We start from the raw sequence: 12,408 nt of genomic DNA, 5'->3' as shown, positions 1-12,408 counted from the left end.
CGCGCGCCTTCCTCGCCCGGCCACGGCGGGCAGCCCCGTCATGAGCGCCGCCGGCCGCCCCCGCCGCCGCCCGCTCGGGCGCATGGCGGCTGTTTCGTGGTTTCTGGCGGGGCTCTACCTCGCCCAGTCGATCCCGAGCTACCTTCTGGTGGCGGCGATCCCGCCCATCATGCGCGAGCAGGGCGTCTCGCGCACCGCCATCGGCATGCTCTCGGTGCTGATGCTGCCGCTGGTGCTGAAGTTCCTGTGGGCGCCCTATGTGGACCGCTTCCGCCCCATCGCCGGCCTGCACCGGGCGGGGTGGGTGCTCATCACCCAGTCGCTGACGGTGCTGGCGATCGCCGCCTTCGCGCTGATCGTACCCACGGACATTTGGGCCTTCCTGGCGCTCGGCATGGCGCTGGCGCTCCTGATCTCGACGCAGGACATCGCCACCGACGGCTACGCCACCCGGCGCCTCGCGCCAGAGGATCGCCCGTTCGGCAACGCCATCCAGGGCGGCGCGGTGGCGCTGGGCGTGGTGATCGGCGGCACGGGAAGCCTCGTCATCTACCACCATTTCGGCTGGCAGCCGATGATCTGGACCATGGCGGCGCTCTCGCTCGTGCCGCTCGTCTCCGCCTTCGCCATGCGCGAGGACGACGTGAGGCCGGCGCCGAGCGCGCCGCGCGCCTCGCTCAGAGCATTCTTCGCCCGGCCCGAGGCGCGCGAGGTGCTGGTGATCGCCCTGGTCTACCGGGCGAGCGAAGGCCTCGTGAAGGCCATGGAAGGCCCCTATCTGGTGGACCGGGGCGTGCCGCTGGACATCGTCGGCTATCTCTCCGGCGGCGCGGCGGCAACCGCCGGCCTCATCGGCTCGGGGGTGGCGGCGCTGCTGATGGTGCGGCTGGGCACGGCGCCGGTGCTGACCCTGCTCGGCGCCCTGCGCACCTTATGCTTCGCGCTGTTCGCGCTCCACGCCTTCGACATCGTCACCGGCTGGACCGCGCTGTTCGGGGCGGCCGCGTTCCAGACGCTGATCCGCTACATGGAGATCGTCGCGCTCTATTCGCTGTTCATGGCGGCCTCCTCGAAGGACCAGCCGGGCACCGACTTCACCCTCCTCGCCTGCGCGCAGCTGGTGGTCTATCTCGCCGGCTCGTTCGTCGCCGGGGCGATCGCCGACCGGTTCGGCTACGGCGCGCTGTTCACGCTCGCCGCCCTGCTCTCGCTTGCCGCCGTAGTGGACACCCGCCGCCGCCTCGCCGCGCGCACCGCGCCGGGCTGATCCCAGCCGGTTCGCGCGCCGCCGGCGGCGGTGCTATGTCTGCGCGCGGACGAACCGGGAGGGCGAGATGGCGGACGGCATGTCGAACGGCGGCGCGGGGCGCCATGCAGGCTTCTGGCTGCGCGAACTGCCTTATCTCGCCATCCTGCTGCTCACGGTCGGCGGCGTCGCCTATGTGAGCATGGAGCGCACGCCGATCGTACCGTTCTGGGAGTTCGTGGCGGTGGCGAGCTGCGCCGCCTGCATCTATGCCGGCTGGGCCGATGCCGCCGGCCAGGATGCCCGCTGGCACCTCGTCTGGACCCAGCTCCTGCACTGGGGCGCGTTCCTCGGCGCCATGAACCTTGTCTTCCTGCCCAGCGTGCAGGCGGTGGCGGATGCCGATTCCACCAGCCTCTTTCTGCTCCTTCTGCTGGCGCTCGGCACCTTCGTCGCCGGCGTCCACACCACCAATTGGCGCATGGGGCTGAACGGCGTGGTCATGGGCCTGTGCGTGCCGGCCGTGGCCTGGCTCGACCAGTCGGCGCTGTTCGTTGCCCTGGCGGCGCTGGTGATCGTCGCCGTCGGGACCGGACTCATGTGGGGCTATCTCAAGCTCAGAGGCTGAGCCGCCTCAGGCCCCGGCAGCGGTCCGGCGGCGGGACGGGGGCCTCCGCGCGCGCCCTCCGGCGGCGCATCCGCCGGCCTCTTGGCCGCCCCCTTCCCCTTCGCCGACGCCCGGGATTCGGCCTCGACCTTCGCCATCTCGGAGCGGATCTGGTCCGCCAGCTTGCGGATATGGGCGCGCGCTCGCGCTCGGCCGCGTCCGGATCGCCCGCCTCCAAAGCGGCGATGATGAGCGAATGGTCGTCGGTGGATTGCGGCAGGCGCATGGGCATGGACTGGCGCTGCAGCCGCATCACCCGCATGCGGGCGAAGATCGACCGCAGCAATTCCTCGATCACCTTGTTCTGGGCGATTTCCGCCACCTTGTCGTGGAAGTCGAGGGCGGTGGCATAATAGCCCTCGATGTTGCCCTCCTCGAAGCTGCGGCGCTGCTCATCCACGCCGCGCTTCAAGGCGGCGATCTGCGATCCGGTGATGCGCTGCGCGGCGAGGCGCGCCGCCATGCCCTCCAGCACCTCGCGCGCCTCGTAGATATCCAGCGCCCGGCGCGGGTCGTACTTGATGAGATAGACCCCCTGGCGCGGCACGATCTCGACGATGCCCTCCGCCTCCAGGCGGTTGATGGCGCCCCACAGCGGCGTGCGGCTGACGCCGAGGCCGCGGCTCAGTTCTTCGACGCTGACCTTGTCGCCGGGATTGTACTGGGTCCCGTTGAGGAACAGGTCACGCACATAGGTGTAGGCGTCTTCGCTGAGATTGGACCGCTTGAGCTTCTTCACCGGCGCTTCCTGCTTCATGCTTCATGTCAGGTTTAGCCACCTCGCGCCGGCCACTCAAGCGCGAGTTTCAAGATCTTACCCGGATTCGTGATGCCCGCTGCACAGATCGCGGGCATGTGCCCGACAACGAGGCGCGGCGCCGCTCATTTGAGCCATCGATCAAGCAGGCCCTCCCTGCGCCTGCACGCGCCCCGCCGGGCGCCAATCGAGCCCGCGCAAGCCGCCTCGCCGCCTTGGTGCGCCCCCCGCTTAACGCGCCGCGAGCTGGCATGGCTCTTGCTGAAATGAAACATGAGGAATTTCTGACCGACGGAGGCCGCGTGTTCGCCCAGCAACTCATGAACGGACTGATGCTCGGGGGCATCTACGCCTTGGTGGCGGTGTCCTTCACCCTCACCATCGGCATTCTGAACTTCCTCAACTTCAGCATCCCCGCGCTGTTCATGCTGGGGGGCGTGGTGTCGTGCGCGCTGCTCGCGGCGGGGGTGCCGGCGGTGGGCGCGGCGGCGGGCGCGCTCGCCGCCACCGGCCTCGCCTCGCTGCTGGTGGAGCGCTGCACCTTCCGCTGGCTCTCCACCTCGGACCCGCACATCCCGCTGGTGTCCTCCCTCGGCTTCCTGATCTTCTTCGAGAACCTGGTGCTGGTCTATTTCGGCTCCGACGCGGTGGGCTATCCGAGCCCGTTCGCACGGGCGAGCGTGAAGGTCTCGGACCTCACCGTGAGCCTGCCCCAGTCGGGCGGCTTCCTGCTGGCGCTGGTGCTGGTGGCGCTCTGCTACGTGCTGCTGAAATACACCAAGCTCGGGCGCGGCCTGCGCTCCATCGCCGAGAGCCCCGCCATCGCCGAGATGCTGGGGGTGAAGGTCGGCTGGACGGTGTCCAGCGTCTACCTGGTCTCGGGCCTGCTCGCCGGCATCGGCGGCATCCTGTTCGGCATCTCCTATCTCCAGGTGTCGTGGGACATGGGCTCGGAGGTGGCGCTCAAGGGCGTGTCCGCCATGGTGCTCGGCGGCATGGGCAATGTGTGGGGCGCGGTGCTGGGCGCGCTCATCATCGCCGTCATCGAGGTGATGACCATCGCCTATCTCAACTCCGAGGCCGTCAACGTCTTCGTCTACGGGCTCCTGCTGCTCATCATCGCGTTCTGCCCGCAGGGGCTGCTCGGCGACCGGGCCAAGATGGCGGAGCGCATGTGATGAGCGGCTACGCGCTCCAGATCGGCGCCATCCTGTGCGTCAACGTGATCGCCGCCTATGCCGCCTACATGACGCTGGCGGCGGGGCAGCTGAACCTCGGCATCGCCGGGTTCATGGCGCTCGGCGCCTATGGCTCCGCGGTGCTGTCCAATGCGGGCTGGTCGATGCCCTTTTCCATCGCCGGGGCTGTGCTGGTGGCGAGCTTTGTCGGCCTGTGCGTGTCCTATCCCGTGCTCCGCGCGCGCGGCATCTATCTCACCATCGCCACCCTCGCCTTCTCCGAGGTGGTGGTGGCGCTGATCCTCAACATGGAAAGCCTCGGCGCGGCCAGCGGGCTGGTGGTGGTGGGCCATCTCGGCTTCTGGCCGATCTTCTGGGTCACGCTCGGCGTGGTGGCGCTGGTCATTTTCCTGGCCTCGACCCGGTTCGGCCTGTGCCTGACCGCGATCCGCAACGACGCCCAGGGCGCGGCGGTGTTCGGCGTGCGCACGCGCCGCATCGAGGTGACCGCCTTCACCATCGGCGCCGCCCTCGCCGGTCTCGCCGGGGCGCTCTACGCGCATCACTTTTCCTATGTGGAGGCGCAGCGCTTCAACGTGCTGCTGAGCACCTTCGCGGTGCTCTACACCCTGCTCGGCGGACTGCAGACCCCGCTCGGGCCGCTGGTGGGCGCCGCCCTGTTCACGCTCGCGCCAGAGCTGCTACGCGGCACCGACGAGTGGCGCTACGTGACCTTCGGCGCCGCCATCGTCGTGCTCATGCTGCTGCGCTCCGAGGGGCTGCTCACCCGCAGCTTCATCCACACCATGCTCCACCGGAGGCCGGCCACATGAAGCCCATGCTGTTCCTGCACGGGGTGACGCTGGCCTTCGGCGGCCTCACCGTCATCGACAGCCTGGACATCCGGGTGATGCCGGGCTCGCGCACCGGCCTGATCGGCCCCAACGGCGCCGGCAAGACCACGGTGTTCAACCTCATCAGCGGCGTCTACCGGCCGAATGCGGGCGAGATCCTGCTGGACGACGCGGGGATCGACGCCGTGCCGCTCGACCGCCGCGTCCGGCTCGGCATCGGCCGCACCTTCCAGAACCTGCGCATGATGAAGCACCTGACCGTGCTGGAGAACATCATGCTCGGCCAGCACACCCACGTGGGCCTGTGGCGGCGCATGCTGGTGCCGCTCAACGCGCCGTTCAACCGCGCGGGCCTCGCCGAGGCGCGGGCCGCGGCCGCGCTGATGGGGCTGTCTGCCCATGCGGACCTGCTCGCCGACGGCCTGCCCTACGGCGTGCAGAAGCGCATCGAGATCGCCCGCGCGCTGGTGACGCGCCCGCGCCTGCTGCTGCTCGACGAGCCGGCGGCCGGGCTGAACTCGTCGGAGCGCGACGAGCTGCTCTCGATCCTCCTGACACAGCTGCCGAAGGAGATGTCGGTGCTCATCGTCGAGCACGATGTCGCCTTCGTCTCCAGCCTGTGCGACCACGTGGTGGCGCTCAATTTCGGCCGCAAAATCGCCGAGGGCCGCGCCGAGGCGGTGTGCAGCCACCCGGCGGTGATCGAGGCCTATCTCGGCAAGGACGAAGACACGGCGGACGCCGACGCCCCCGTGCCGGCCCCGGCGCTCGACGAAACCATCGGTCCGCAGGAGAGCGACCAGCAGAGCGACCAGCAGAGCAACCAGGACAGCGCGCGCACGGCGGGCGCGGGGCGAGGCACCCATGCTGCTTGAGGTCGCGAACCTGTCGGTCTGCTACGGCGCCGTCACCGCCGTCTGCGGCGTCGATCTCGGCGTGCGCGACGGCACCATCGCCACCGTGCTTGGCGCCAACGGCGCCGGCAAGTCCTCGCTGCTGCGCGCCATCATGGGCCTCACCCCGGCCTCGGGCGAGGTGCGCTTTGCGGGCGAGGCGATCGCGCGCTGGCCGGCGGCACGCCGCGTCGCCGCCGGCATCGCCATGGTGCCCGAGGGCCGGCGCATCCTGGTGTCGCTCACGGTCGAGGAGAACCTGCTCATGGGCGCCTATCCGCGCCATGACCGGCAGATCGCCGCCGACCTCGACACCATCTACGACCTGTTCCCGAACCTCGCCCGGCGGCGCCACGCCCCGGGCTCGGTGCTCTCGGGCGGCGAGCAGCAGATGCTCGCCATCGGCCGGGCGATGATGGCGCGGCCCAAGCTGCTTTTGATGGACGAGCCCTCGCTCGGCCTCTCGCCGCTGTTCGTGCGCGAGGTGTTCAAGCTGATCCGGCGGATGAATTCCACCGGCCTCTCCATCCTGCTGGTGGAGCAGAACACGCGCCTCGCGCTCCAGACCGCCTCCGACGGCTACGTGCTGCGGCTCGGCACCTGCGTCGCCGCCGCCGACACGGCGACGCTCGCCCGCTCGGACGACCTCATGCACGCCTATCTCGGCGGCGCCCACGCCTCCCCCCCCGTTCACGGTCCCTGAAGACGGAGCAACTGAAATGGCGTTCGACTTTGCCTTTCGCAGATCATGCGTGGTCGCGGCGATCCTCGCCTTGGGCGCGGCGCCGGCGGCCGCCCAGCAGCAGGACCTGCTGCTCGGCTACCTCGCCGCCACCACCGGACCGTTCTCGGCGCTCGCCAAGCGCAACGCGGTGGCGGTGGAGATCGCGGTGGAGGACATCAACGCCGCCGGCGGCATCAACGGCAAGAAGCTGGCGGTCACCAGCTTCGACACCGGCGGCAAGCCGGAGCAGGCGGTGACCGGCGTCACCCGCTTCGCCCAGGACATGCCGGCGCTCGCCATCATAGGGCCGTTCAGCACCTCCGAATGCCGGGTGACGTTCCCCACCGGCGAGCGGCTCGGCATCGCCCAGATGTCCATGGCGTCTTCGGCGCCGAAGGTGGCGGCGCCCTTCACCTATGCGTTCCGCAACGCCACCGACGAGGCCTACACCTATGAGCGCCTGTTCAAGACCCTGAAGGCGAAGGGCTATGCCCACGGCTCCGCCGCCGTCGCCTATGCCACCGACGACGCGGTCTCCCAGTCGCTCGGCACCAAGGTGCTGCCGGACGCGATCAAGGCCGCCGGCATCCCGCTGGAGGAGACGGTGTCGTTCCGCGTCGCCGCCTTCGACCTTGCCCCCCAGGTCTCCCAGCTCAACCAGAAGCCCACCGACCTGATCGCCGTCGGCACCCCGCCGGAGCCGATGCTGAAGCTCTCCGCGGAGCTGCGGCGCCAGGGCAACAAGGGCCGCATGCTGGGCGGCTCCACGGTCGCCGACGCCGAGCTTCCCGCCCGCATGGGCGCCAACGGCGAGGGCACGGTGATCACCTCCACCTTCTTCTCCGGCATGCCGGACGAGCGCACCCAGAAGTTCGTCAAGGCGTTCGAGGCGAAGCTTAAGGAGAAGGGCGAGCAGGTGTTCGAGCCGAACCAGTTCGATGCCGCGACCTATGACATCGTCATGATGTACGCCACCGCCATGAAGAACGCGAAGGTGACGGGCGATCCGGCAAAGCTCGCCGCCGAGCGCGCCGCGATCCGCGACGAGGTGCGCAAGCTCAAGGACTTCCCGGCGCTGGTCGGTCCGCTCTCCATCAATTCCGAGGGCGACGCCATCAAGACCATCTACGTGCTGGAGGCCAAGAACGGCCGCTGGCAGCTGGTGGACACCCACAAGAACTGAGCCGCGGCCCGGCACCGCGGAGCCCGCTCCGCCCGCCGGGGACGCCAGCTGCCTCGAACCCAGCCTTGACAGCGGCGCCCCCGGCTCTATTGTGAAATGAAACACGAAGCACGAAGTCATGGCGAACATCTGCGAGAAGCTTGAAATTCCGCCGGAATTCTCGATGGAGGCCCGCCTCTATCGTCCCGCGCGGTTGGCGGATGCCGAGTCCCGGTTGGCAGCGCTGGAGGCGGCGATCCTCGACGACATCGAGGTGCTCAAATATCCGAGCGTGCCTTTGCCGTATGCGCACGACGACGCCATCCTGGAGGTGGCGATCATCGGTGCCGGGCAGAGCGGCAAGTCGCTGGCGTTCGGGCTTCGCCGCTACGGATGCCACAACATCCGCGTGTTCGACCGCGCCCCCAAGGGCCGCCAGGGCCCGTGGCGCACCTATGCGCGCAACCACCTGCTGCGCACCAAGAAAGATTCCACCGGCGGCCTCGAATGGGGCATCCCCAACCTGCACTTCCAGCGCTGGTGCGACGCCAATTTCGGCCCGGACTACTATCCCAGCATCAAGAAAATCCCGCGCATTCTGTGGGCCGACTATCTCGACTGGTACGGCGACCTCCTCGACCTGCCCATCGCCTATGGCTCCCGCGTCACCGACGTGACGTGGTGCGATGAGGACGACTGCTTCGTGCTCACCACCACCACGGGCGTGGAGCGCGCGCGCTTCGTCATCGTCGCCACCGGCATCGAGAGCGCTGGCCAGGCCCGCTTTCCGCAGATCGTCACCGACGTGCTGCCGGCGCCCGCCTATGCCCACACCATGAGCGAATTGGCGGTGGAGGACGTTTCCGGCCGCGACATCGTCGTGGTGGGCGGCGGGGCCAGCGCCTTTGACACCGCCAACGCCGCGCTCGCCGCGGGCGCCCGGCGCGTCGATTGATGCTGCGCCGGCCGCATCTGCCGCCGATCCACCGGGTGTGCTGGGGCAGCAAGTGGAACGGCTACCACCGCCACTACATCGAGCTGCCGGACGAGATGAAGTGGGCCTACTCGCTCGCCGACCTCGACCTCGGCGTGCCGCCGCCGCGCGACACCTATTACGAGGCGGTCCGCGACCCGCGCTTCACGCTCTACGGCTCCGCCGGCATCGACGCGCTGGCGTACCGCGACGGGCGCATCCACGGCATCTATGGCGGCACGCCGCTCGCCCACGACTTCATGATCTGCGGCACCGGCGCGCGCAACTCGCTCGCCGACCAAAGCGAGCTTGCGTCCCTTCTCCGCACGTGCGGCTGTGGCGCGACGTCTACATCCCGAACGGCATGGCCTCGCACCCGGAACTGGAGAACAGCCCCTATCTCGGCGAGGCGCTCCAGTTCACGCCGCGCACCGAGGACGGCAGCTTCGTGCGCCGGGTCTACTATCTGTGCTCGGGCGTCGCCCATCTCAGCGGCTTCCGCTGCAACCTTTCGGGCCTGCAGTTCGTCGCGCCGCGCATCTGCCACGACATCTCGCGCCAGCTGTTCCTCGCCCATGCGGGCGAAGTCAAGCGCGCCTTCGATACCTACGCCATGTGGGAATGATCACCGGGCATGACTTCAGATCATCTTCGGGAGAACGACATGAATGTCGCCGTCGCCGTCCCTTCTTCGTCGCGCTGGTCGCCGGAAGAAACCCAGTTGCGCATCGAGCTCGCCGCCGCCTACCGGCTGACCGCGAAGCTCGGCCTCGACGACCTCGTCTACACGCATTTGTCCGCCCGCGTGCCGGGGCCGGAGAACCATTTCCTGCTCAATCCCTACGGCCTGATGTTCGACGAGATCACCGCCTCCTCGCTCATCAAGGTGGACGTGAACGGCGAGGTGGTGGATGCCGGCACCGGGCAGTGGCTGCACAACCCCGCCGGCTTCGTGCTGCACTCCTCGCTGCACCGCTCCGGCGACGAACGGGCCTGCGTGTTCCACTGCCATTCGGTGAACGCCATCGCGGTGTCTTCGCTGGAGTGCGGCCTCATCCCCATGTCCTTGTGGGCGCTCTCTTATTACGACCGGCTCGCGTATCACGACTATGAGGGCCCGCCGGTGCGCCTCGACGAGCGCGACCGCATCATCGCGAAGCTCGGCGACCACCAGGCCATGCTGCTGCGGAACCACGGCATCCTCACCACCGGCCGCACCTGCGCCGAGGCGTTCATCTACATGTATTATCTGGAGCGCGCCTGCGAGATCCAGGTGAAGGCGCAGTCGACGGGGCAGAAGATCGTCATCCCGAGCCCGGACATCTGCGAATACACCGCATCGCTGCGCTATTCGGACATCCAGCACACCGGAAATCCCGGCGCCATCGAGTGGCAGGCGCTGATGCGCAAGCTGGACCGCGAAGACCCGTCCTACCGCGACTGACCCCACCCCTTCCTCACGGCAGAAGAACAGCGACCGCGCCCCATGACCAGGCCCACCACTTTGGCGATGAACGGGATGGTGACATCCCCCCACTATCTTGCGTCCCAGTCGGGCCTCAAGGTGCTCCGCGACGGCGGCAATGCGGTGGAGGCGGCGATCGCCACCGCGGCCACCATCGCGGTGGCCTATCCCCAGGCCAACAGCATCGGCGGCGACAATTTCTGGCTGGTGGCGAATGCCGGCGAGAGCACCCCGCGCGCGCTCAACGCTTCCGGCCGCTCGGGCAGCCTGGCGACCCTGGAGCACTACCAGGCGCAAGGCGTGGCCGCCATTCCCGCGCGCGGGCCGCTGGCCGCCAACACCATCCCCGGCGCGGTCTCCGGCTGGCAGGCCGCGTACGACTATTCGGCCGCCGCGCTCGGCGGGCGCATCCCGTTCAAGGAACTGCTCGCCGACGCGATTTCCTATGCCCGCAGCGGCATTCCCGTCTCCTCCCACCAGGAGGTGCGCGGCCCCATCGACTTCGCGCCGGAGGACCCGGGCTTCGGCAACATCCAGCGCTTTCCTGGCACCCGCGCCGCCTACTGCCATCCGGACGGGCGGCCGCTGAAGCGCGGCGAGGTGATGCGCCAGCCGGACCTTGCCGACACGCTGGCGATGATCGCCGAAGAGGGTGCGCGCGCCTTCTATCAGGGCGAGACGGCAGCGAAGATTTCCGACGCGTTGCTCGCTGAGGGCGGCGTGCTGACGCGCGCGGACTTCGCCGAGCACAGCGCCGACTGGGTCGCCCCCATCAGCGTGCCCTATCGCGGCTACACCGCCTTCAACCTGCCGCCCAACACCCAGGGCATGGCGGCGCTGGGCATCCTGAACATCCTGAACAATTTCGAGGTCGAGCGGATCGAGGACGGCTCCACCGCCTTCTACCACCTGATGGCCGAGGCGGTGAAAGCCGCGTTCGCCGACCGCGACGCCTTCCTCACCGACCCAGACTTCTTCGATATCCCGCTCGACCGCCTGCTGTCGGCGGAGCACGGGCGCGCCCAGGCCGAGCGCATCCGCGCGGAGGGCAAGGCCGCCTTCAGCAATCCCGCCACGCGCGGCGGCGACACGGTGTGGATCGGCACGGTCGACAAGGACGGGCACTGCGTCTCGCTGATCCAGAGCATCTGCGACGGCTTCGGCTCGGGTCTCGTCATTCCCGGCACCGGCGTGCTGATGCAGAACCGCGGCAAGTATTTCGCCCTCGACACCACCTCGCCGAACCGCGTCGCGCCGCGCAAGCGCTGCTTCCACACCCTCATCGCCGGCCTGCTCTACAAGGACGGCGTGCCGGAGCTGGTGTACGGCACCATGGGCGGCGAGGGCCAGCCGCAGACCCAGGCGGCGCTGGTGGTGCGCATCATCGATTACGGACTGTCGCCGCAGGAGGCGATCGAGGCGCCGCGCTGGCTGCAGGGCCGCATGCTCGATCTGTCGCAGCCGGGCTCGCAGCTGAACTTGGAGGGCCGGGTCGCGGACAAGGTGGTCCGCGAATTGCGTCAGCTCGGGCATCGGGTGGCGCTGACCACGGACTATTCGGACCTCATGGGACACGCGGGCGCGATCCTGATCGACCGCAAGACCGGCGTTCTGCACGGCGGCGCGGACCCGCGCGGCGACGGCGCCGCGGTCGGCTTCTGAGGAGAGCGGCCATGAACGAGACCCAGCCCCCGGCGCCGGACGGACCCTCGTCAAGACCACCTGCCCGCGCGACTGCTACGACGCCTGCGGCATCACCGTGGTGAAGGACGGCGGCGTGGTGCGCCGCGTCCTCGGCGATCCCGACCATGCCATCGCCAAGGGCACCCTCTGCGGCAAGTGCGCGGTGACCTATAACGGCGCCTGGCGCTCGGCAGACCAGCGCCTGCTGACGCCGCTGCGCCGGGTCGGCGCCAAGGGCGCGGGGCTGTTCGAGCCGGTATCCTGGGATGCGGCTCTGGCGGACATTGCCGCCCGCTTGGGCGGCATCATCGGCGAAGGTGCGCAAAAGAGCATCATCCACACCCATTATACCGGCACGGTGGCGCTGATCTCCGGCTGGTATCCGATCCGCTTCTTCAACCGCATCGGCGCCACCGAGGTGGACCCGGACACGGTCTGCAACAAGGCCGGCCACGTGGCGCTGGAGCTGATGCTCGGCTCCTCGCTCGACGGCTTCGACCCCGAGACCGTGGACGAGGCCGCCATGGTGCTGATCTGGGGCGCCAACCCGGCCCATTCGGCGCCGCACCAGTTCAAGACCTGGCTCGGCCGCGTGAAGGGGCCGATCGTGGTGATCGATCCCATTGCCACCGGCACCGCGCGCCGCGCCGACCTGCACCTGAAGCCGCGCCCCGGCACCGACGCGGCGCTCGCCTTCGGCCTGATGCACGCCGCCGCCGCCGAGGGGCTGCTGGACGAGGCCTTCATCGCCGCCCACACCCTCGCTCGAGGAGATCCGCGCCGACATCGCCGCCGCCCACGACCCG

13 protein-coding genes are annotated in these 12,408 nt (G+C 69.2%); 12 read left to right on the top strand and 1 reads right to left on the bottom strand.

Translation table 11 applies throughout. The annotated features are described in order from the left end of the window. On the top strand, window positions 1-1,267 hold a 1,267-nt coding region (locus tag AC2W7M_RS10465), incomplete at its 5' end, for an MFS transporter (protein WP_486132222.1). A 67-nt stretch (window positions 1,268-1,334) separates the two neighbouring features. Beyond that, window positions 1,335-1,874 (top strand): hypothetical protein, encoded by a 540-nt coding sequence (locus AC2W7M_RS10460; RefSeq protein WP_486132220.1) that lies wholly within the window; start codon window positions 1,335-1,337, stop codon window positions 1,872-1,874. On the opposite strand, the gene AC2W7M_RS10455 is transcribed toward AC2W7M_RS10460, so the two are convergent. Then, window positions 1,864-2,670 carry a GntR family transcriptional regulator gene (locus AC2W7M_RS10455; protein ID WP_486132218.1) on the bottom strand — a complete coding sequence of 269 codons (807 nt, stop codon included), beginning with the start codon at window positions 2,668-2,670 and terminating at the stop codon, window positions 1,864-1,866. The genes AC2W7M_RS10460 and AC2W7M_RS10455 overlap by 11 nt on opposite strands. Window positions 2,671-2,972: 302 nt before the next feature. Between AC2W7M_RS10455 and AC2W7M_RS10450 the strand changes: the two genes are divergently transcribed. From AC2W7M_RS10450 to AC2W7M_RS10405, 10 genes are all read left to right on the top strand, one after another. Then, window positions 2,973-3,848, top strand: a complete 876-nt coding sequence (locus AC2W7M_RS10450) for a branched-chain amino acid ABC transporter permease (protein ID WP_486132216.1) — start codon at window positions 2,973-2,975, stop codon at window positions 3,846-3,848. Continuing rightward, the gene (locus tag AC2W7M_RS10445; protein WP_486132214.1) at window positions 3,848-4,681 is read left to right on the top strand and encodes a branched-chain amino acid ABC transporter permease; all 834 of its coding nucleotides are present in this window, start codon (window positions 3,848-3,850) and stop codon (window positions 4,679-4,681) included. Before AC2W7M_RS10450 ends, AC2W7M_RS10445 begins: the two co-directional genes overlap by 1 nt. Next, the gene (locus AC2W7M_RS10440; RefSeq protein ID WP_486132213.1) at window positions 4,678-5,577 is read left to right on the top strand and encodes an ABC transporter ATP-binding protein; all 900 of its coding nucleotides are present in this window, start codon (window positions 4,678-4,680) and stop codon (window positions 5,575-5,577) included. The genes AC2W7M_RS10445 and AC2W7M_RS10440 overlap by 4 nt, the downstream gene beginning before the upstream one ends. Beyond that, complete coding sequence (locus AC2W7M_RS10435; protein ID WP_486132211.1) at window positions 5,567-6,298, top strand: ABC transporter ATP-binding protein; 732 nt, start codon at window positions 5,567-5,569, stop codon at window positions 6,296-6,298. The genes AC2W7M_RS10440 and AC2W7M_RS10435 overlap by 11 nt, the downstream gene beginning before the upstream one ends. A gap of 16 nt (window positions 6,299-6,314) precedes the next feature. Then, window positions 6,315-7,502, top strand: a complete 1,188-nt coding sequence (locus AC2W7M_RS10430) for an ABC transporter substrate-binding protein (RefSeq protein ID WP_486132209.1) — start codon at window positions 6,315-6,317, stop codon at window positions 7,500-7,502. Between the two features lie 118 nt (window positions 7,503-7,620). Beyond that, window positions 7,621-8,436, top strand: coding sequence for an NAD(P)-binding domain-containing protein (locus tag AC2W7M_RS10425; RefSeq protein WP_486132207.1), 816 nt, complete (start codon window positions 7,621-7,623; stop codon window positions 8,434-8,436). A 346-nt stretch (window positions 8,437-8,782) separates the two neighbouring features. Beyond that, a complete protein-coding gene (locus AC2W7M_RS10420) occupies window positions 8,783-9,079 on the top strand; it encodes a hypothetical protein (protein WP_486132205.1) in 297 nt (98 codons plus the stop codon). Between the two features lie 39 nt (window positions 9,080-9,118). After that, window positions 9,119-9,898, top strand: coding sequence for a class II aldolase/adducin family protein (locus tag AC2W7M_RS10415; RefSeq protein ID WP_486132203.1), 780 nt, complete (start codon window positions 9,119-9,121; stop codon window positions 9,896-9,898). Window positions 9,899-9,940: 42 nt separating this feature from the next. Continuing rightward, window positions 9,941-11,581 (top strand): gamma-glutamyltransferase, encoded by a 1,641-nt coding sequence (gene ggt, locus AC2W7M_RS10410; protein WP_486132201.1) that lies wholly within the window; start codon window positions 9,941-9,943, stop codon window positions 11,579-11,581. Window positions 11,582-11,678: 97 nt separating this feature from the next. Next, window positions 11,679-12,408: molybdopterin-dependent oxidoreductase (locus tag AC2W7M_RS10405; protein WP_486132199.1), on the top strand; the 730-nt coding region annotated here is incomplete at its 3' end.

The organism is Xanthobacter sp. BG11Y11_SDJG, assembly GCF_057364445.1.
This window is presented reverse-complemented; position numbering and strand designations above follow the sequence as displayed.

Coding starts and splice junctions, on each gene's coding strand:
- AC2W7M_RS10460 (WP_486132220.1), top strand. CDS start 1,335: ATGGCGGACGGCATGTCGAACGGCGGCGCGGGGCGCCATGCAGGCTTC.
- AC2W7M_RS10455 (WP_486132218.1), bottom strand. CDS start 2,670: ATGAAGCAGGAAGCGCCGGTGAAGAAGCTCAAGCGGTCCAATCTCAGC.
- AC2W7M_RS10445 (WP_486132214.1), top strand. CDS start 3,848: ATGAGCGGCTACGCGCTCCAGATCGGCGCCATCCTGTGCGTCAACGTG.
- AC2W7M_RS10440 (WP_486132213.1), top strand. CDS start 4,678: ATGAAGCCCATGCTGTTCCTGCACGGGGTGACGCTGGCCTTCGGCGGC.
- AC2W7M_RS10435 (WP_486132211.1), top strand. CDS start 5,567: ATGCTGCTTGAGGTCGCGAACCTGTCGGTCTGCTACGGCGCCGTCACC.
- AC2W7M_RS10430 (WP_486132209.1), top strand. CDS start 6,315: ATGGCGTTCGACTTTGCCTTTCGCAGATCATGCGTGGTCGCGGCGATC.
- AC2W7M_RS10425 (WP_486132207.1), top strand. CDS start 7,621: ATGGCGAACATCTGCGAGAAGCTTGAAATTCCGCCGGAATTCTCGATG.
- AC2W7M_RS10415 (WP_486132203.1), top strand. CDS start 9,119: ATGAATGTCGCCGTCGCCGTCCCTTCTTCGTCGCGCTGGTCGCCGGAA.
- ggt (WP_486132201.1), top strand. CDS start 9,941: ATGACCAGGCCCACCACTTTGGCGATGAACGGGATGGTGACATCCCCC.